Genomic DNA, 19,160 nt, shown 5'->3' with positions numbered 1-19,160 from the left:
ATAATTGCATATTAGGGAGACCCCCATGCTCACACCTCGCTGGCGACTCACACCTTTAGCGTTAACCCTGTCTGCACTGGTGGCCTGTTCGCCTGCCGAGCAAGCGCCCCCGCAGCAGGAGTCTGCGACCGTTACGTCTGACGAACCCACTGACACGGTGGCAGACAAAACCGAATCGGAACGTTTACAGGATTTTTTCGAGCGTACCTTTGAGGAAGACTTGCGGCAGTCACCGGTATTCCAGAGTTATCTGGGCATTAAATGGGATTACGGTAAGTGGGACGACATGTCAGAAGAGCACCAGGAGCGACAGATTGCTGTAGCCAAAAACCGGCTTGAAACACTGGCAATGTTCGACACTGAGCAACTGTCAGAGCAGGAGAAGCTAAGTCTGCGGCTATACCGGCTGGGGCTGGAGCGGGATATCGAAAATGATCGTTTCCGTCATCATACCTATGTTATGCACCAGTACCGCGCCCCACATACTATGGTCCCAAGTTTTCTTATTAATATTCACCGGGTGACCAATAAGGCGGATGCAGAAGCGTATATCAGTCGTCTGGACAGTGTGGATACCTTGTTTGATCAGGTTATAGAACAACTGAAACTGCGCGAAGAAGCGGGAGTATTCCCGCCGGCCTGGGCTTATGAACAGATGATCAGTGCCTCAAAAAACGTTATTTCCGGCGCCCCTTTTGATATCAGTGATACGCCTTCCACGCTGTGGGCTGACGTGCAGAAAAAAATAGACAGTCTGGACATCAGTGACGTGGAAAAGCAAAACCTGAAAGGGGAAGCCAAGTCAGCGCTGCTCACGTCAGTAAAATCCGGGTATGAAGCGCTGATAGAGGCGCTGGCCAGTCAACAGTCACTAAGTCCTGAAGGCGATGGTGTCTGGCGCTTACCTGACGGCGATGCGTGGTATCAGAACCGTCTTAAGCACTTCACCACCACAGCAATGACCGCCGATGAAGTCCACCAGGTAGGCCTTGAGAACGTTGAGCGAATTCATACCGCCATGCGCGGAATAATGAAGCGGGTGGGCTTTGAGGGAAGCCTGCAGGAGTTCTTCACGTTTATGCGTGAGGATGATCAGTTTTATTATGCCAATACCTCTGAAGGCCGTCAGCAATACCTGGCTGACGCTAAACAGGCTATCGACAATATGCGGGAAGCGATTCCAGAATATTTCGGTATTTTGCCAGAAGCCGCTGTGGTGGTTAAACGGGTAGAAGCGTTCCGCGAGCAGTCAGCCGGTAAGGCGTTTTATCAGAACCCCGCTCAGGATGGCAGCCGCCCGGGTATTTACTATGCCAACCTGTACGATATGAAATCTATGCCCAGCTATCAGCTGGAAGCGCTGGCCTATCACGAGGGGATCCCGGGCCACCATATGCAACGCGCTATCGCCCAGGAGCTAGACGGGATCCCGCAGTTTCAGAAATTTCAGAGTTTTACCGCGTATACCGAGGGCTGGGGCCTGTACTCTGAGGAACTGGCGAAGGACATGGGCTTCTATGAGGATCCCTACTCTGATTTCGGGCGTCTGGCGATGGAGTTGTGGCGCGCGTGCCGGCTGGTCGTCGACACCGGCATTCACGCTAAGCAATGGAGCCGTGAAAAAGCCGTGCAGTATTTAATTGAAAATACCCCCAACCCGGAATACGACGCGCAAAAGGCCATTGAGCGGTATATCGCCATGCCGGGCCAGGCTACCGCCTATATGATCGGAAAACTGGAAATCATGGCCTTACGGGAGCGGGCGAAGTCGGAACTGGGTGATAAATTCACCTACGCTGGCTTTCACGATGAAGTTTTAAAAGACGGCACCGTACCCTTATCCATTCTGGAAGAAAAAATCACCCAGTGGATTGCCACTGTGAAAGCACAGGATTAACGCGTTTTAACTGAATACCCACAGCCCGGCCGCGATGCCGGGCTTTTATCTGGCCTGTCCGCATTGTTCGCAGTAAGGCATATCCTGCCCCCAATTCCTTCTGCGTGCCCACCACAGAATAGGATATACTTGTCTGGCAACCCCCTACTCTTGCCGTCACCGGCCAGCTGCAGAGATTTTTTATGTTCCGGCGAAATAATTCATCCGACAAGCAGGTCTTATCGGATATGAAACAAAAACAACAACGTTACGAAGCCCTGGTGCACGCGTTTCATGCCGACATTTACCGTTATGCGTTCTGGCTGGTTAAAGATAAAAGCGTCGCCGAAGACATTGTCCAGGAGACGTTTCTGCGCGCCTGGCGCTCCCTGGATTCACTGAAGGATGAGCAGGCCGCTAAAGCATGGCTGATCACAATTTTGCGGCGCGAAAATGCCCGGCGGTTTGAGCGCAAACAGCTGGACACCACCGAGCTGGATAATGAGCTGGTGGCAGATGACACGGCCAGTTCTGATGCCTCACTTCGAGAACGTGATTTACACCGGCTGCTCGGAGGGCTAAGTGAAGAGTATCGTGAGCCACTGGTCATGCAACTCATTTTCGGTTTTACCGGCGAAGAAATCGCCACCCAACTTCAGCTTAATAAAAATACTGTAATGACCCGCCTGTTCAGAGCCAGAAATCAGATCCGGGATGCATTGCAAAGACAAGATAACCAACGAGGTCGTCAAAATGGATGAGTTAGAATTCAGGCGTCGTGTCTACGCCAATCCAGACACGACAGACCAGGACGTAGTAGCGGCAGCAACAGCCGATCCTGCCAAAATGGCTTTCTGGCAGGAACAAAAACAACTTAACCGTGCGTTAGCTGATACTGCGCGGATAGATGTGCCGCCTGATCTGGCGCATCGTTTAATCTGGCAGCAATCGGCCAATGAATTTGTCAGACAGCGTAAACGCAACAAGTGGTATGTGGCCCTGGCCGCCTCAGTCGCGTTCGCAATAGGGTTGAGTATTACCTTACTGCCGCAGCAGTCGGTCAGTCTCGGTAATGAAGCGCTGGTACACATGCAGTATGCAGAAACGGAACAAGCGCACTCCGTACTGCCGGTCGATTTGGCGCAGATTAATGCCAAACTGGCAGGCTTTGGCGCCTCCTTCACCGATATGATTGGTGATGTGAAAGTAGCAAACTACTGCCATTTGCAGTCGGTAAGGAGCCTGCATCTGATCATGCGAACCAGCCAGGGCACAGTCTCGGTATTCATTGTCCCACCACGGGATGATGTCGACCTGCCAGCCCAGTTTGCTGACGAGCGTTACCATGGCCAGGCTGTTAATATGCAACGGGCAAACATCATGGTGGTGGGAGATAAGCACGCCGACCTCGCGCCGGTCATGGAAAAAGTTCGCCGGTCTATGCGGTTTTCCGCGTAGTTACCGGCTGTGAAAATAACGTCGCGGCCCGGCAACATCGTTACCGGGCTCCCTTGCCCCAGCCGGGTTATCCTGACTGGCTCTTCAGCCATAACCACACGCTCAAATGTATACTTTTTGATGAGCCATCCGGCCACCAGCATTTTTCCCCGTCTGTCATCTGAATGACCCCGAAGCGCGTATTCATTAGTTGTTGATGTTCCTGAGTGCATCTTGGGAAGCCTTTGTATTTGAAAAAGAAAGCGATTGACTGGCATGGCGAGTCTGTCGGCTTCCTGTTAGCATGAAAGAAAAAAGGATAACTTATGGCTACAGGCACGATAATTTCACTGGGTTTATATTTTGTTGTAATGCTGGGAATTGGCATCTTTGCCTACCGGCAAACCAACACTGACGTTGAAGGTTACATGCTTGGTGGCAGACAACTGGGGCCCGCGGTCACCGCCCTGTCTGCCGGCGCATCTGACATGAGCGGCTGGATGCTGATGGGTCTGCCCGGCGCCATGTATGTGCAGGGTATATCAGCCGGCTGGATCGCCATCGGACTGGTGATTGGCGCACTGGCCAACTACCTGTTGGTCGCACCACGCCTGCGGGTGTTTACAGAGGTGGCAAAGAATTCTATTACCCTTCCTGACTATTTTGAAAACCGCTTTGCAGACGACACCCGGGTACTTCGCGTCATCGCATCGGTGGTCATCGTGGTATTTTTCACCCTGTATACGTCATCCGGCGTGGTCGCGGGGGGAAAATTATTTGAAAGCTCGTTCGGCCTAAGCTATGAAGTTGGCCTGTATGTTACCGCCGGTGTGGTAGTGACCTATACACTGATTGGCGGCTTTATGGCGGTCAGTATGACCGACTTCGTCCAGGGCTGTATTATGTTTATCTCGCTGGTGATGGTGCCCGTGGTGGTAGTGATGGAACTGGGTGGACTGGGCGCGTCGGTGACGGCACTGAAAGATATCGACCCGGCCCTGTTTGACCCCTTCATGAATGCAGAGTCCGGCGCGGCCATTTCCTTTATCGGTATTATTTCGCTGGCATCCTGGGGCCTGGGCTATTTTGGACAGCCACATATTATTGTGCGCTTTATGGCTATCCGTTCAGTGAACGACGTGCCTGCAGCCCGCAATATCGGTATGGGATGGATGATTGTTTCTATTATTGGTGCGTTGATGACCGGCCTGTTCGGACTGGCGTATGTCACAGGTAACAACAACACTATCGATCCTGAAACGGTATTTATTTACCTGTCACAAATTCTATTCCACCCATTGATTGGCGGCTTCTTACTGGCAGCTATTCTGGCGGCGATCATGAGTACCATCTCATCCCAGCTGCTGGTAACGTCCAGTTCACTCACGGAAGATTTCTACAAAGCGTTCCTGCGTCGTGAGGCATCTGATACTGAGCTGGTGATTGCCGGGCGGATTTCAGTGGTAGTAGTAGCCGCGGTAGCAATTTACCTGGCCTATGACCGCGACAGCACGATTCTGACGCTGGTCAGTAACGCCTGGGCAGGCTTCGGTGCAGCGTTCGGACCATTAGTGTTGTTCAGCCTGTTTAAGCGCCAGATGACACGTCGGGCCGCACTGGGTGGAATGATCGTCGGCGCCGTCACCGTATTGTTCTGGATTTACTTCCCGGTAGAAATTCAGGGCCAGCGCTTAAGCGACTGGATGTATGAGATTGTCCCGGGCTTCATCCTGTCTACGCTGACAATTATTATACTCAGCCGGACCAACGAGCCCCGTGACGGTGTCACAGAAATGTTCGATCAGTTTGATCGAAAAATGAAAGAATACTTATAAGTTTCATCTCAGTAAGAACGCCGCCTATAAGCGGCGTTTTTTATAGTGCGACACTAAATCGTACTGGGTAATAACAAGAGTATTTTAAATAGCAAAATCGCATAGCACTTTTTTGCACAAATGTGTTAGTGTTCTATGCATATAATCTTTTAGCATATAACCCATAACCATCGGACTCGACTAATGACAGCAAGTATCCCGTCTATTACGCATTTAAAACAACTCGAAGCCGAGAGTATCCATATCTTCAGAGAAGTAGCAGCCGAATTTGATAATCCGGTCATGCTCTACTCAGTAGGTAAAGACTCCTCGGTTCTCTTGCATCTTGCCCGTAAGGCCTTCGCGCCTGGCAAAATTCCTTTCCCCCTGCTGCACGTTGATACCACGTGGAAATTCCGGGAAATGATTGAGTTTCGGGATCGTCAGGCAGAAAAATACGGTTTCGACCTGCTGGTCCACATTAACAAGGAAGGCGTCGAGCAAGGCGTAGGGCCGTTCACTCATGGCAGTGCTAAACACACCGATATCATGAAGACCGCGTCCCTGAAACAGGCGCTGAACAAGTATCAGTTTGACGCGGCCTTTGGTGGCGCACGCCGTGATGAAGAAAAGTCACGTGCCAAAGAACGGGTATACTCGTTCCGTGACAGCAACCACCGCTGGGATCCAAAGAACCAGCGTCCTGAACTGTGGAATATCTATAACTCAGAAGTGAACAAAGGCGAAAGCATTCGGGTATTCCCGATGTCTAACTGGACTGAGCTGGATATCTGGCAATATATCTACCTGGAAAACATCGACATTCCTTCATTGTATCTGGCCAAGCCCCGTCCGGTAGTAGAGCGTGATGGCGTATTGATCATGGTTGACGATGACCGTATGCCACTGGAAGAAGGCGAAGAACCAGAAATGCGTTCGGTGCGTTTCCGGACGCTAGGCTGCTACCCGCTGACCGGTGCCGTGGAGTCTACCGCAGACACCTTGCCTGAGGTTATTCAGGAAATGCTGCTGACGAAAACGTCAGAGCGCCAGGGCCGGGTCATTGACCACGACAGCGCCGGGTCGATGGAGAAGAAGAAAATGGAAGGATATTTCTAATGACCACCAATATTGTCTGGCATAAGCATGAGGTAAATAAACAGACCCGTGCCGAAAGTCTTGGACAAACCCCACGTGTGGTCTGGTTGACTGGCTTATCCGGGTCGGGCAAATCGACGCTGGCAAACTTGCTGGAAAAGAAATTACACGACGAAGGTAAACACACCTACCTGCTGGACGGAGACAATATCCGTCATGGGTTGTGTGGCGACCTTGGCTTTTCTGATACTGATCGGGTGGAGAACATCCGTCGCATCAGCGAAGTGGCCAAATTGTTTGTCGACTCAGGTGTCATCGTTTTGACCGCCTTCATTTCGCCATTTAAGGCTGACCGCAGCTTTTGCCGCAATCTGCTTGGCGAGAACGAGTTTGTGGAAGTGTTTGTCGATACGCCACTGGAAGTTTGTGAACAACGTGACCCTAAGGGTTTGTACAAGAAAGCCCGCAACGGGGATATTAAAGACTTCACGGGAATTGATTCTGCGTATGAAGCGCCGGTAAACCCAGAAATTCATCTTGAATATCGCGATGAGTCGGCAGAAGACACCGCCGAACGTTTGTACCACCTCTTAGCAGAAAAAGGACTTGTATAATGGGATTACCCGATCCACTTGCCCAGCAGGTGTTACACATCACCAAGCTGGCCGGTGATAAGATCATGGCGATTTATGAAAAAGACTTCGCCATTTATGAAAAGCAGGATACCAGTCCGCTAACTGAGGCTGACCTTGCTGCCCACCACGTTATCGTGGATGAGCTTAAAAGCATATCTGAGCTGCCCATCTTGTCTGAAGAATCTGCCGATATCGACTGGCAGGAGCGTCAGACATGGCAGCAGTACTGGCTGGTTGACCCGCTTGACGGAACCAAAGAATTCATCAAGAAAAATGGTGAGTTTACCGTCAATATCGCGCTGATTGACGGCGGCAAACCAGTCATGGGCGTAGTGTACGCTCCCGCGCTGAACAAAGCCTATGTAGGCATTGAGGGCAAAGGTGCCTGGACCGAACAGGACGGTGAACTTACCGCCATTTCGGCAAAAGTGCACAGCGCCGGCGAAACCTGGAAGATCGTCGGTAGCCGCTCGCATCAGAGCCCCGAAATCCAGAACCTGATGGCACAGCTGGATGGTGGAACCGAACTGGTCGCCATGGGCAGCTCACTGAAGCTGTGTCTGGTCGCCGAAGGTGAAGCTCACCTGTACCCGCGTCTGGGGCCAACCTCAGAATGGGACACTGGCGCCGCCCACGCCGTGGCAACTGCCGCCGGCGCAAAAGTCACCGTGCTGGATCCTGAAAACCCACTTGATCCCGATGCAGAGGCTCTGACCTACAATCAGAAAGAGTCTGTTTTGAACCCCTTCTTCCTTGTGAGTGCATAAGCATGAATAACGAAAACAGTTTATTGAAAGAAGACGTACTGTCTTACCTTGAACAACATGAAAAGAAAGACCTGCTACGCTTTTTAACCTGCGGTAGTGTGGACGATGGCAAAAGCACCCTTATCGGTCGCTTACTGCATGACTCAAAAATGATTTATGAAGATCAGCTGGCAGCCATCACTAAAGACAGCAAAAAAATGGGCACCACCGGCGAAAAAGTCGATCTGGCCCTGCTGGTCGATGGCCTGCAGTCTGAGCGTGAACAAGGCATCACCATTGATGTGGCGTATCGTTATTTCTCAACCGAAAAACGTAAGTTCATTATTTCTGACACGCCGGGACACGAACAGTATACCCGCAACATGGTTACCGGTGCTTCCACCTGTGATCTGGCAATTATACTGGTAGATGCCCGTGGTGGAGTGAAGGTACAGACTAAACGTCACTCCTTCCTGGTGTCCTTGCTGGGCATTAAGCACGTGATCGTGGCCGTCAACAAGATGGACCTGATGGATTACAGTGAAGACGTCTACAACGAGATCCGTGAAGACTACCTGAAGTTTGCCGAGCAGCTGGACATTCCGGATATCCGCTTTGTGCCTATTTCAGCGCTGGAAGGCGACAACGTAGTAAACCAGAGCCCGAGTACACCGTGGTTCGACGGCACCCCGCTGATGCAACTGCTGGAAAACATTGAAATTGGCGAAGACGCCAACCATGACGACTTCCGCTTCCCGGTGCAGTATGTGAACCGTCCGAACCTGGATTTCCGTGGCTTTGCCGGCACCGTGGTGTCTGGCCAGATCGCCCCGGGTGACGCAGTGACGGCCCTGCCCTCAGGTAAAACGTCCAAAGTGAAATCTGTGGTCACCTTTGATGGCGAGCAGGAACGTGCCTATGTGCCACAAGCCGTGACACTGACGCTGGAAGATGAAATTGATATTTCCCGTGGCGACATGATTGTAAAATCAGACAACCTGCCGCTGCTGTCCACGCAGTTTAAGTCGCACCTGGTGTGGATGAGCGAAGAACCGATGATGCCGAACAAGCAATACGCGTTCAAATTCGCTACCAAGACCACCACCGGCTCTGTGGCCCATATCGACTGCCAGATTGATGTGAATACGTTACAGAAAAAAGATGCGCTGCATCTGAACCTGAATGAAATCGGTGTGGTTGACCTGAAGTTCCAGCAAGCGGTAGCGTGCGACCCGTACACCCGCAACCAGCCTACCGGCTCGTTTATTGTGATTGACCGCATGACCAACGGCACCGTTGGCGCAGGCATGATCATTGACGAACTGAGTCAGGATGAACAACACGAGAGCCCACAGTTCTCTGAGTTCGAGCAAGAGTTTAACGCCCTGGTTCGTAAGCATTTCCCACACTGGAATGCACTGGATATTACTAAGCTGTAACCACAGGACAGGACAACATGGAGTTAAACCAGTTAATGGTACTGGGGATTTTCTTCGGTACCATTGCTGCGCTGATTTTTACGAAACGGCGCCCTGCTTCGATTTTCGCACTGGCCGTGCTCAGTTTACTGGTCACCCAGCAAATCACGTTTGACGATGTCCTGCACAACCTGACCAATAAGGGCCTGATTACGCTGATACTGCTGCTTATCGTCAGTAGTGCCATCGACAAGACGGCCCTCATTAAGCGCCTTGGCAGAAAGCTGGTTACGGCCAGCTATACTGCCTCCTACTGGCGTCTGTTTGGGCTGACATTCTTTTCTTCTGCTTTGCTGAACAACACGGCTATTGTGGCCAGTCTGATTGGTCCGGTGAAGCAAAACCAACACTTTCACGCCTCACGGCTGCTTATCCCGTTGTCGTATGCGGCTATTCTGGGCGGCACCGTCACCCTGATAGGGACATCCACCAACCTGATTGTTGACAGTTTCCTGCAGGAACAGGGGCACCCGGGGTTTAAATTCTGGGACTTTACCCTGTACGGCATGATAGCCGGGCTGACCTGTGGGGTGTTTATGTTTTTTCTTACCCCCTTGCTGCCCACCATTGCGCATAAAGGCGGCGACTACCGGGAATATTTACTGGAAGCTGAAGTTGAACCCGACTCTGAACTGGTAGGCAAAACCGTAGAAGACAATCACCTGCGGAATTTACCGGAGCTGTTTTTAGTAGAGGTGGTCCGCGAAGGCCAGCTCATCTCGCCGATATCACCGGAACTGGTTATCCTGGAAGGGGATAAACTGATCTTTTCCGGTAATGTGCAAAAGCTCGATAATCTCAGTCATATTCGTGGCCTTACCACCTTCGCCGAGGCGGATGGGATCCTGCGGGAAAACCTGACCGAAGTGATTATTGCCAACCGCGCACAAATCATCGGGCAGACTATCAAAGCACTGGGCTTTCGGGCACTGTTTGACGCCGCCGTCGTGGCCATACGACGCGATGGCGAGCAACTCTCCGGCAAGCTGGGCGACATCAAGTTACGCGCCGGTGATTTTTTACTGCTGGCGACCGGACCGGACTTTCATACCCGGCATAACCTGTCGAAAAACTTCTTTATTCTGTCAGAGCAGAAAATAGCCCGGCCACTCAGCTCGAAGCAGGAGTGGGTGACGCTGGGAGGCTTCTTGCTCACCGTGGCACTCGCCGCCATGGATATGCTGTCGCTGGCACTGGGGCTGTTGTTCTTTGCAGCGGTCTTGCTGGCCGCGAGAGTAGCCACCAACGGCGAGATTAAGCGTAATTTACCCCTCAACCTTATTGTGGTGATCGTCGGCGCGTTAAGCCTGGCCACGGCACTCGAGGGAACTGGGGTCATTGCCCTGGCAACGACTCAGCTAATGCCCTACCTGGCGGATACAGACTGGTTTATCGCGCTTATCATCGTCTATGTCGTGACCTTGCTGCTCACCGAGTTTGTGACCAATAACGCGGCGGCAGCACTGATGTTTCCGTTTGCCTATGGCCTGGTGGAGATTATCGGCGCACCGCTGATGCCGTTTGCACTGGCCGTGGCATTTGCTGCCAGCGCCAGTTTCATCTCCCCCTACGGCTACCAGACTAACCTGTTGGTGTTTAATGCTGCCAATTACCGGTTTAAACACTTTATCAAGGTAGGGGTGCCCATTTCCCTGCTTTACAGCAGTGTGGTGCTGATGTTGCTGAATGTCACCTATCTGGCGGGTTAACCGGGCAGGCCGCTGCGTGCGGCCTGTTTGCCGACACATTTGGTAACTATCTCTGTTACCGCAATATGGCATTCGGGCTTTCGCTGGAAGGTGAACACGGTATAGACTATCCAGTGGGCTTGCCCCTTCATCACATTCAACCAGAACGATAATAAGACGGAGCACCGGATGCACACTGTGACCAATCCTATCCAGGCATGTAATGATATATTTTTCCGACCAAATGGCGTGTTTAAAGCAGTAAACGAGCATAATAACTGGTCGTGGATCCCGTTTATCATCGTGGTGTTGATGGGCTTGTTGCCTCAATATCTGTACCTTAATGCGGTGGACTTCAGCTGGTATCAGAATACCATCATTGATGCGCAGTATGGCGACCTGAGCCCAGCCGAGCAGGACACCTACCGTCAGAACATGACGAAAACCTCGATTACCGCCTTTGCCGTAGTCGGCACTATCATCGGCATGATTGTTATTAATGCCATAGTCGCTACCTACCTCAACCTGGCTACCCGTTCAGACGAAAGTAACGCCAACGGGTTTACCGACTGGTATGGATTCACCTGGTGGGCTGGCATGCCCATCGTATTCAGTGCACTGATCAGCATTGTTCTGCTCTTGCTGAACAGTGACCCGCAGATAAGCCCGGCGATTAGCATGCCGCTGTCACTGGCATACTGGTTTAGTGTGCCGATGACCTCAGACTGGTTTGCGTTTTTGCAGTCGGTTCGGCTGGACTCGATCTGGAGTATTTATCTGACCATGGTTGGTGTTAGCCAGTGGACGTCATTTTCAGTAAGAAAATCAGCGGTGATTGCGATCGCCCCGTTTGCCATTATTTGGACGATCTGGCTGGTTGTGGTGCTACTGTAATTACAATGGCAATTGTACCGTTCGCGGCGTGTTGGCACGCTGCGGGCGGAAGTAACTGGTATCATGATAAAAGCTTTTCGACTGCCCCGGCCACCAGCCAGGCACACCCAATAGCGGCAAGGGTCTGAGGATCTCCGGCTGCTGAAAATTATCCAGCGCCGTAATTCTTGCTGACACCGCACTGTCTATCACTGCCCACTGCTGGGCTTGCGATAACTCACGAAACCCGTCAGGCACGGTAACTGCCAGCCACTTACCAGTCAGGCCGGTAAACGGCGCCAGCATCATTTCCAGATTGGCATGCCCAAACATAAACGGCGTCACCGTATCCAGCCAGGTCTGACGATGGTGCCATAAGACCTCCAGCCACGCGTGCTCTGCCAGCCCGGCTAGCAAGGCATTACCTGCGTTCAGATGCCGCTGCTCTACCGCGAGTACCACACCGCATTCATCAAAATGGGTCAGCCGGTTACGCCGGGGAGTGCGCGGATGTACGCCATGCCGCTGGATGTCATCAACATGCAGCTGATTCAGATGCAACTTGGTTTGCGGAAACTGCATCCAGATACAGGCATTAAACAAATCATGCCAGCTGTGTTCCCGGGTGGGAATGCGATTATCGCTGCCGATAATCTCCTCGTAATAACGGGCATCGTCTTCCGCCAAGGCTGACTGGGCGACAAACACTGGCCCCTGCCATGCCGGATGCAGCATTTTCATTTTTTCACTGAGGAATCCGGCAGTGGGGAACGCGGTGCAGCCGGTTAACTGTAAAGTGTCAAAAAGCGCTCTCACAGGCGCGGCTGCCGCGGTCAGAAATGTGTCAGGTTGCCAGTTTATATCGGTAGATGTCATAGTCAGCAGTTGGTTAGCGCTCTGGATTTCTCTATACTGGCTGTCTATTGTAGAGCAAACAGAGACTAACAATGAAAAAAATTCTTTTGCCACTGGCAGCCACGCTCTCCGTGGCACTTACCGGATGCTCGCCTGCCGAAGATCCTGAAAACCAGGGAAATGTAGCGCAGGACATCAATAACTTCGAAGAAATTTACGCCAATATCACCGCAGATGATATTCGCCCGCCGTTAAAAACTCTTGCCTCCGACGAATTTGAAGGTCGCCTGCCCACCACGGCCGGAGAAAAGAAAACCCTCGACTTCCTTATCAGCGAGTTTAAAGCTGCCGGCCTCAAGCCCGGCAACGGAGATAGCTTCCTGCAAGAAGTCGCGCTAATGGAAATTAACGCCGACCCCAATATGGTCATGACCATTGGCGACAACACTTTTAATTACAAAGAAGACATGGTCGCCTCCTCTAAACGTGAGCAGGCGGAAGTCGCGCTGTCCGACTCTGAGCTGGTGTTCGTGGGATACGGGGTGAATGCGCCTGAATACGATTGGAACGATTACGACGGGCTGGATGTTGAAGGCAAAACCGTGGTCATACTGATTAATGATCCCGGCTTTGAAAATCCGGGCAGCGGCAAATTCCAGGGAACTACCATGACCTATTACGGCCGCTGGAGCTACAAATATGAAGAAGCCAGCCGTCAGGGTGCCGCGGGCGCACTGATTGTGCATGAAACAGCCCCCGCCAGTTACCCCTGGTCGGTGGTGGCAAACAGTTGGAGTGGGCCTCAATATGGCCTGGTCACTGAAGACGGTGGTGCCAGCCGGGTGGCCATGGAAGGCTGGCTGACCGTAGACGCCGCACAGAAAGTGTTTGCCGATGCTGGCCTGGACTACTTTGAAGAAAAAGCCAAAGCCATGCAGGGCCCCTACTCCAAACCTATGGATGTGACTGCATCAGTAACGGTAAAAAACACCTTCAAGAAGTCGAAAAGCTACAACGTGCTTGCCACCGTTCCCGGTGCCGAGCTGCCTGATGAGCACGTGATCTATACCTCGCACTGGGATCACCTGGGTAAAGATACCTCTAAAGAGGGCGATCAGATATACAACGGTGCCCATGATAACGCCACCGGCACCGCAGCCACACTTGTTATGGCCCGCGCCTTCGCAAAGTTAAGCCCTGCCCCACAGCGCTCCGTCAGCTTTTTGGTGGTTACCGCCGAAGAGCAAGGGTTACTGGGCTCTAAGTTTTACGCCAACAATCCTGTCATCCCGATTGAAAACACCATCGCCAATATCAACATGGATGCTATGAATGTGCTGGGTAAAACCAAAGACGTCGCCGTGGTGGGAATGGGTAAGTCTGACCTGGAAGACAACCTGAAAGTGGCTGCCGAACGTCAGGGCCGCACGCTGACCCAGGAAGATAAACCAGAAGCAGGCTATTACTATCGTTCTGATCACTTCAGTTTTGCCAAGCAAGGGGTGCCGGCATTGTACGCAAAAGGTGGCAGCGAACCCGCTGACGAGGAAACGGCCGCATACCGCAAGCGCATGAACGTGATTGTAAACGGTTGTTATCACCAGGTATGTGACCATTATCGCGACAACTGGGATCTGAGCGGCATCGCCCAGGACACCCAACTGCTATTTGATGTAGGCTACCAGATAGCCAATGCCGAAGACTGGCCACAATGGAAAGACAGCAGCGAATTCCAGCGTCAGTAACAACGCGTTGTAGTATTTAAGTTAAGCCAGCCACCGAGACTGGCTTTTTTATTTGTGCGGCAAAATAAAGCACGCCATTTCACCCACCCGCCTGCCTGCGCTCCCCACCCGGTCTTCGTACATGATTCCAAAATGGCACGAGATTCCGCTTGCAATTTTTCCTCATGCTGGCACATTCAAAGACACGCGTGTGACGCAACATAAAACAATAACAACACCACCGCTATCTCCCCGCGAGATCCGACAGAAAATCGCCTGAATTTTTCAACAAGTGACAAGAGAGAACTCGTTTTATGTGTGGTATTTTCGGTATCCTGGATATCAAGACCGACGTGTCTGAACTAAGAACACAAGCTCTGGATTTAACCAAACTGCTGCGCCATCGCGGCCCCGACTGGTCAGGTATCTGGAATAATGACAATACAATTCTGTGTCACGAGCGCCTTGCGATTGTAGATGTCGACACCGGCGCGCAGCCGCTGATCAGTCAGGATGGCAATGGAATTCTGGCCGTTAATGGTGAGATTTATAACCATAAGCACCTGGCTGCCGATCTGACCAACGATTATCAGTTTAAAACACGCTCCGACTGTGAGGTCATTCTCCCACTGTTTCAGGAGCGCGGCATAGACTTTATCGATCAGCTGGAAGGCATGTTTGCATTTGTTCTTTATGATGCCAAAGAAGACGCCTACCTGATTGCCCGGGATCATATGGGCATTATCCCGCTGTACACCGGCTACGATGAACACGGCAACTTCTACGTAGCGTCGGAAATGAAAGCACTGGCGCCGGTGTGCAAAACCATTAAGGAGTTCCCTCCTGGCCATTACCTGTGGAGCAAACACGGCAAGCTGACCCGCTATTATCAGCGTGACTGGATGGATTACGACAATGTGGCGAACAATAAAACTGACTTAACGGAATTGCGTGAAGCATTCGAAAAGTCAGTAAAATCGCACCTGATGTCGGATGTACCCTATGCGGTTCTGTTATCCGGTGGCCTGGACTCGTCGCTGGTCTCTGCGGTAGCCGCACAGTATGTAGCCAAACGCATCGAAGATGAAGATAAATCCGATGCCTGGTGGCCGCGCCTGCACAGCTTTTCTGTCGGCCTTGAAGGCGCGCCGGACCTCAAAGCCGCTAAGCAGGTCGCGGAGATGATTGGCACCGTGCACCATGAGATCCATTTCACTGTTCAGGAAGGCCTGGACGCCATACGTGACGTTATCTTCCACCTTGAAACCTACGACACCACCACCATCCGTGCCGCCACGCCTATGTACCTGATGAGCCGGAAGATTAAAGCGATGGGGATTAAAATGGTGCTCAGTGGCGAAGGTGCTGATGAAATATTCGGTGGCTACCTGTATTTCCACAAAGCCCCCAACGCCAGAGAGTTTCACGAAGAGACCGTTCGCAAACTGGAGCGGCTGCATATGTTCGACTGTGCCCGCGCCAACAAAGCGACATCAGCCTGGGGGGTAGAAGCCCGGGTACCGTTCTTGGATAAAAACTTTATTGACGTGGCTATGCGGTTAAACCCGGACGATAAAATGTGTCTCAACGGCCGGATGGAAAAATGGATCCTGCGCAAAGCCTTCGACAATGGTGAAACCCTGCCAGAAGAAGTTTTATGGCGTCAGAAAGAACAATTTGGTGACGGGGTTGGATACTCCTGGATTGACTCCATTCGGGATTTTGTGGACAGCGAAGTGACTGACCAGCAACTGGCCACCGCGGAGTTCCGTTTTTCGGTTAACACCCCGGATACCAAAGAAGGGTATTACTACCGGACTATCTTCGAGGCCTACTTCCCACAGGAAAGCGCTGCCCATTGTGTGCCTGGGGGTAAATCTATTGCCTGCAGTACCGCGGAGGCACTGGAGTGGGATGAGAGCTTTAAATCGAACGCCGATCCGTCAGGCCGTTCAATGAAAGGGGTACACGCTGGTAACAGCCACTAGTACTCAGCAGCAGCGCTGCGGTGCTGCTGCCCTTCCCTGCCTATCACTCGTTTTCGCTCAGGTCGCTTACTTTCAGCCATAATTTCGAATCACCCAATGGGGTCTGCGGTGGCATCAGTGGGTTTTCCATTGTGAAAATCTGGCGTTGCGGCAGGTTCAGCGAGTTGAGAATTTCTTCATGAGTTGACATAAACAGGGCGTCGAACGAGCCGTCATCGAGGGCTCGCCTGAGCCCGGTTTCAATCAGCCGTGCTAACGTGGGATTACCCCGGTTCACAAAGAAGTACATTGCCGAGGGATAGTGAATAGCCAGTCGCGGCTCCAGAACTATATCAGGATCACGTCCGGCCTCCTCCAGTTCATTATTCACTTCAATCACCGAACGGGGAAAAAAGTCACCGCGGTTGCTGGCCAGTAGCTCCATAGCTTCCGGGTAGTCCGGTACCGTAATAACGTTAAAGCCATTGGCCTGCAGGATTTTCGTGTCGGGCCACTCCTCCCCCTGAATAGGCGCCAGCCCTACCAGTTCGCGGGCTGAATCAACCGAACGGAACGTACCACTGCGCTGCCGGTTAATCAAAAATATACGTAAGCCGATCAAGCCTTTTGCAATAGGAATACGAATAGGCAGCAGATCCTTTTCGCGCTGACTGTCCGTCATACTCCAGACCACGTTGACTTCGCGGTTCTCCCGTAACTGGCGGAGTGCCTTGCCTTGCAACAAGATACGCTCCGAGGGTTTGAGTTCGTATTTAACTCCGGTTTTTTCCAGTGCCAGAGTCAGCAGTGCGCGGGGGTATTCATCCCGCAAGTCAGCCTCAGATAAAGGCCGAGGGTAGGTGATGGTCCACAGCGCAGCCGCCGTGCTGCCGCTCCAGATAAGTATAAACAGTAACAACAGGGTAAGACGCATCAGGAAGCCACCTTCTCGCTGTTTACCAGCTGGGGCTTATCCACCACGCAGACCACTACGCTCAACGCGCCGGCTTGTTGATGCAACGTGAAGGAACTGACCCGTTGCCTGATCACCTCCTGCTTGGCATTTTTCCACTGCCAGTTTAGCTGGGCGAAGTAGGTATCGTCGGCCAGCTTCATTAACTGTATCAGCTCAATGTGTAAACTAAGCCCCAGGTGTTCTCTGGCAATATGAATGAATCCCGACAGCTTGTCACGAATGGCCCCTGCCGACAGGCAGGCTTCTTTTTCGCCGTCAGTCACAAATACCGTAGGGCGCCCAAACATGGTTTCCAGAGCCCCGATATCGCCCTGCTGCAGTGCATCGGCCATGTGGCGGAAAAACGCCCGGACTTCTGCTGTCATATTAATCCCTTACCGGTTATTCAATACCAATGTACTTGTGTGTCTGTAACGATAGACGCCAGTTTCGCTGGATACAAGTCTTCACCGCCAATGCTGTGGCTCTGGCCTGCTGACTGATAGGTTGCAGACACACCTGAACCTGACTGATGTCATCCAGGCGCGCCAGCAAAGTATCGAGTTCTTCGATGTGTTTCTCCATCGCCACCGGATGCTTAATTTCATTGGCACGCTGTAAAGCGGATGTCAGCACCTCGTAGCCACCTTTCATTTCCACTTTGGGTGATACGGTGACCCACGTATCGGCGTGGCACAGCACTTCATACGTGCCACTGGTTTCTATTTGAGTAGTATAGCCCCGTGCGTGCAGCCGCGTCGTCAGATCGCGTAAATCGTACATACAGGGCTCTCCGCCAGTAATGACAATGTGTTTTGCCACGTACCCTTCCTGTTCGAACAGCGCCAGTAGCCCCTTTGCATCAGTTGCGAAATGGGTTTCACTTTCCGCATCTTTTTTAAGCACATTATCCGCGGTGGTTACCAGCGCGTCATCCAGCGTCCAGGTATGCTTGGTATCACACCATGGGCATCCTACCGGGCAGCCCTGCAGGCGGACGAACACCGCAGGCACGCCGGTATGGGCGCCTTCGCCTTGAATGGTTTCGAACATTTCGTTGATTTTTAGGGTGGAGAAATGGCTCACAGGGTTATCCAATCGCAATATCATGTTGGGATTTTACCAAGGATCACATAAAATTCCGGGATAATTTCCTCACTTTTACTCACTATGTCTGAAAAAGTTGTTGTTATCTATTCCGGTGGAATGGATTCATTTACCGTTTTGCACCGCGCGTTACGCGAGGGCAAAGCCCCGTATGCGCTCACGTTCGATTATGGCCAACGCCATAAGAAAGAAATTGATTATGCCGCCCGGGTGTGTGAATCACTTAACGTGCCCCACAAGGTGGTGGATATTTCTGCCATTAATCAGTTGATTGGCGGGTCTGCATTAACGTCAGATATTGAGGTACCAGCAGGCCATTACGAAGAGCCCAGCATGAAGCAGACGGTGGTTCCGAACCGCAACATGATTTTACTTTCGATGGCGGTGGGCTATGCGGTTAGCCTGGAGGCAGAGAAGGTGTATTACGGCGCCCATTCCGGTGACCACGCTATTTACCCGGATTGCCGCCCGGAGTTTGTGCAGCGCATGAACGACGTGTGTGGCATTGCCAATTACACGCCGGTAGAAATTGTCACGCCTTACCTGAAAGACAGTAAGACAGCCATACTTACCGATGGCCTGAACATGGGCCTGGATTACAGCCAGACCTGGACCTGCTACAACGGCAGAGAGAAGGCCTGCGGTAGTTGCGGAGCCTGTCAGGAGCGGCTGGAAGCATTTCGCGATAACCAGGCCAACGACCCCCTCGAATACGAAAGTTAATGCCTCCGCCGCCGCTCCCCGGCGGTGGACACTCACACAACTCACTGGACAGTCACAGCTAGATTTGGACAGCCACAGTTATACGGCGACTTTGGTTAGCGCCTATGAAATGGACAGTCATTTATAGTAGGACAGTCACAGCTGCTGGTAGGGATAGTTAGCCTGGCGGGCTGGTTTAGGCCTT

17 protein-coding genes are annotated in these 19,160 nt (G+C 52.1%); 13 read left to right on the top strand and 4 right to left on the bottom strand.

Annotation, left to right across the window (positions count from 1 at the left end; all coding sequences use genetic code 11):
* The first annotated feature begins 25 nt into the window (after positions 1 to 25).
* From OCL06_RS11220 to OCL06_RS11175, 10 genes are all read left to right on the top strand, one after another.
* The gene (locus OCL06_RS11220; protein WP_262994554.1) at positions 26 to 1,897 is read left to right on the top strand and encodes a DUF885 domain-containing protein; all 1,872 of its coding nucleotides are present in this window, start codon (positions 26 to 28) and stop codon (positions 1,895 to 1,897) included.
* A 182-nt stretch (positions 1,898 to 2,079) separates the two neighbouring features.
* On the top strand, positions 2,080 to 2,637 hold the full coding sequence (locus OCL06_RS11215) for a sigma-70 family RNA polymerase sigma factor (protein ID WP_262994552.1): 558 nt from the start codon (positions 2,080 to 2,082) through the stop codon (positions 2,635 to 2,637).
* Entirely contained in the window at positions 2,630 to 3,334 is a 705-nt protein-coding gene (locus tag OCL06_RS11210; protein ID WP_262994550.1) for a DUF3379 family protein, read from the top strand. Before OCL06_RS11215 ends, OCL06_RS11210 begins: the two co-directional genes overlap by 8 nt.
* 305 nt (positions 3,335 to 3,639) lie before the next feature.
* Positions 3,640 to 5,148, top strand: coding sequence for a sodium/proline symporter PutP (gene putP, locus OCL06_RS11205; RefSeq protein ID WP_262994547.1), 1,509 nt, complete (start codon positions 3,640 to 3,642; stop codon positions 5,146 to 5,148).
* A 183-nt stretch (positions 5,149 to 5,331) separates the two neighbouring features.
* Positions 5,332 to 6,246 carry a sulfate adenylyltransferase subunit CysD gene (cysD, locus tag OCL06_RS11200; RefSeq protein WP_262994545.1) on the top strand — a complete coding sequence of 305 codons (915 nt, stop codon included), beginning with the start codon at positions 5,332 to 5,334 and terminating at the stop codon, positions 6,244 to 6,246.
* Positions 6,246 to 6,839: an adenylyl-sulfate kinase gene (gene cysC, locus OCL06_RS11195; protein ID WP_262994543.1), complete on the top strand. Its 594-nt coding sequence runs from the start codon at positions 6,246 to 6,248 to the stop codon at positions 6,837 to 6,839. Before cysD ends, cysC begins: the two co-directional genes overlap by 1 nt.
* Positions 6,839 to 7,627: a 3'(2'),5'-bisphosphate nucleotidase CysQ gene (gene cysQ / locus OCL06_RS11190; RefSeq protein ID WP_262994541.1), complete on the top strand. Its 789-nt coding sequence runs from the start codon at positions 6,839 to 6,841 to the stop codon at positions 7,625 to 7,627. Before cysC ends, cysQ begins: the two co-directional genes overlap by 1 nt.
* A 2-nt stretch (positions 7,628 to 7,629) precedes the next feature.
* On the top strand, positions 7,630 to 9,045 hold the full coding sequence (gene cysN / locus OCL06_RS11185) for a sulfate adenylyltransferase subunit CysN (RefSeq protein WP_262994539.1): 1,416 nt from the start codon (positions 7,630 to 7,632) through the stop codon (positions 9,043 to 9,045).
* A 17-nt stretch (positions 9,046 to 9,062) separates the two neighbouring features.
* Positions 9,063 to 10,793 carry an SLC13 family permease gene (locus OCL06_RS11180; RefSeq protein WP_262994537.1) on the top strand — a complete coding sequence of 577 codons (1,731 nt, stop codon included), beginning with the start codon at positions 9,063 to 9,065 and terminating at the stop codon, positions 10,791 to 10,793.
* 168 nt (positions 10,794 to 10,961) lie between these two features.
* On the top strand, positions 10,962 to 11,666 hold the full coding sequence (locus tag OCL06_RS11175; RefSeq protein WP_262994535.1) for a Yip1 family protein: 705 nt from the start codon (positions 10,962 to 10,964) through the stop codon (positions 11,664 to 11,666).
* Here OCL06_RS11175 and OCL06_RS11170 read toward each other — a convergent pair whose 3' ends face one another.
* Complete coding sequence (locus OCL06_RS11170) at positions 11,667 to 12,521, bottom strand: DUF3025 domain-containing protein (protein WP_262994533.1); 855 nt, start codon at positions 12,519 to 12,521, stop codon at positions 11,667 to 11,669. It abuts the gene before it with no gap.
* 71 nt (positions 12,522 to 12,592) lie between these two features.
* On the opposite strand from OCL06_RS11170, the gene OCL06_RS11165 reads away from it, so the two are divergent.
* Together OCL06_RS11165 and asnB are read left to right on the top strand one after the other, a co-directional pair.
* Complete coding sequence (locus OCL06_RS11165) at positions 12,593 to 14,245, top strand: M28 family metallopeptidase (protein ID WP_262994531.1); 1,653 nt, start codon at positions 12,593 to 12,595, stop codon at positions 14,243 to 14,245.
* Between the two features lie 293 nt (positions 14,246 to 14,538).
* The gene (gene asnB, locus OCL06_RS11160; RefSeq protein ID WP_262994529.1) at positions 14,539 to 16,212 is read left to right on the top strand and encodes an asparagine synthase B; all 1,674 of its coding nucleotides are present in this window, start codon (positions 14,539 to 14,541) and stop codon (positions 16,210 to 16,212) included.
* 43 nt (positions 16,213 to 16,255) lie between these two features.
* On the opposite strand, the gene OCL06_RS11155 is transcribed toward asnB, so the two are convergent.
* From OCL06_RS11155 to queE, 3 genes are read right to left on the bottom strand one after another with little or no spacing between them, the layout of a single operon-like run.
* The gene (locus OCL06_RS11155) at positions 16,256 to 17,125 is read right to left on the bottom strand and encodes a transporter substrate-binding domain-containing protein (protein ID WP_262994528.1); all 870 of its coding nucleotides are present in this window, start codon (positions 17,123 to 17,125) and stop codon (positions 16,256 to 16,258) included.
* Positions 17,125 to 17,532: a hypothetical protein gene (locus OCL06_RS11150; RefSeq protein WP_262994526.1), complete on the bottom strand. Its 408-nt coding sequence runs from the start codon at positions 17,530 to 17,532 to the stop codon at positions 17,125 to 17,127. The genes OCL06_RS11155 and OCL06_RS11150 overlap by 1 nt, the downstream gene beginning before the upstream one ends.
* 16 nt (positions 17,533 to 17,548) lie before the next feature.
* Entirely contained in the window at positions 17,549 to 18,256 is a 708-nt protein-coding gene (queE, locus tag OCL06_RS11145; protein WP_262994524.1) for a 7-carboxy-7-deazaguanine synthase QueE, read from the bottom strand.
* 60 nt (positions 18,257 to 18,316) lie between these two features.
* Between queE and queC the strand changes: the two genes are divergently transcribed.
* Entirely contained in the window at positions 18,317 to 18,976 is a 660-nt protein-coding gene (gene queC / locus OCL06_RS11140; RefSeq protein WP_262994522.1) for a 7-cyano-7-deazaguanine synthase QueC, read from the top strand.
* Positions 18,977 to 19,160 lie beyond the last annotated feature (184 nt).

This window comes from Alteromonas salexigens (genome assembly GCF_025628895.1).
In the GTDB taxonomy this organism is placed as follows: domain Bacteria; phylum Pseudomonadota; class Gammaproteobacteria; order Enterobacterales; family Alteromonadaceae; genus Alteromonas; species Alteromonas salexigens.
The sequence above is the reverse complement of the archived record's forward strand: the minus strand, read 5'-3'. Positions and strand labels throughout refer to the sequence as shown.

Excerpts from the sequence above, each read along its gene's own strand:
- cysC (WP_262994543.1), top strand. The coding sequence starts at position 6,246 with ATGACCACCAATATTGTCTGGCATAAGCATGAGGTAAATAAACAGACC.
- OCL06_RS11210 (WP_262994550.1), top strand. The coding sequence starts at position 2,630 with ATGGATGAGTTAGAATTCAGGCGTCGTGTCTACGCCAATCCAGACACG.
- OCL06_RS11165 (WP_262994531.1), top strand. The coding sequence starts at position 12,593 with ATGAAAAAAATTCTTTTGCCACTGGCAGCCACGCTCTCCGTGGCACTT.
- OCL06_RS11170 (WP_262994533.1), bottom strand. The coding sequence starts at position 12,521 with ATGACATCTACCGATATAAACTGGCAACCTGACACATTTCTGACCGCG.
- OCL06_RS11150 (WP_262994526.1), bottom strand. The coding sequence starts at position 17,532 with ATGACAGCAGAAGTCCGGGCGTTTTTCCGCCACATGGCCGATGCACTG.
- OCL06_RS11155 (WP_262994528.1), bottom strand. The coding sequence starts at position 17,125 with ATGCGTCTTACCCTGTTGTTACTGTTTATACTTATCTGGAGCGGCAGC.
- cysD (WP_262994545.1), top strand. The coding sequence starts at position 5,332 with ATGACAGCAAGTATCCCGTCTATTACGCATTTAAAACAACTCGAAGCC.
- queC (WP_262994522.1), top strand. The coding sequence starts at position 18,317 with ATGTCTGAAAAAGTTGTTGTTATCTATTCCGGTGGAATGGATTCATTT.
- asnB (WP_262994529.1), top strand. The coding sequence starts at position 14,539 with ATGTGTGGTATTTTCGGTATCCTGGATATCAAGACCGACGTGTCTGAA.
- putP (WP_262994547.1), top strand. The coding sequence starts at position 3,640 with ATGGCTACAGGCACGATAATTTCACTGGGTTTATATTTTGTTGTAATG.
- queE (WP_262994524.1), bottom strand. The coding sequence starts at position 18,256 with ATGATATTGCGATTGGATAACCCTGTGAGCCATTTCTCCACCCTAAAA.
- OCL06_RS11220 (WP_262994554.1), top strand. The coding sequence starts at position 26 with ATGCTCACACCTCGCTGGCGACTCACACCTTTAGCGTTAACCCTGTCT.
- OCL06_RS11215 (WP_262994552.1), top strand. The coding sequence starts at position 2,080 with ATGTTCCGGCGAAATAATTCATCCGACAAGCAGGTCTTATCGGATATG.
- cysQ (WP_262994541.1), top strand. The coding sequence starts at position 6,839 with ATGGGATTACCCGATCCACTTGCCCAGCAGGTGTTACACATCACCAAG.
- cysN (WP_262994539.1), top strand. The coding sequence starts at position 7,630 with ATGAATAACGAAAACAGTTTATTGAAAGAAGACGTACTGTCTTACCTT.
- OCL06_RS11175 (WP_262994535.1), top strand. The coding sequence starts at position 10,962 with ATGCACACTGTGACCAATCCTATCCAGGCATGTAATGATATATTTTTC.
- OCL06_RS11180 (WP_262994537.1), top strand. The coding sequence starts at position 9,063 with ATGGAGTTAAACCAGTTAATGGTACTGGGGATTTTCTTCGGTACCATT.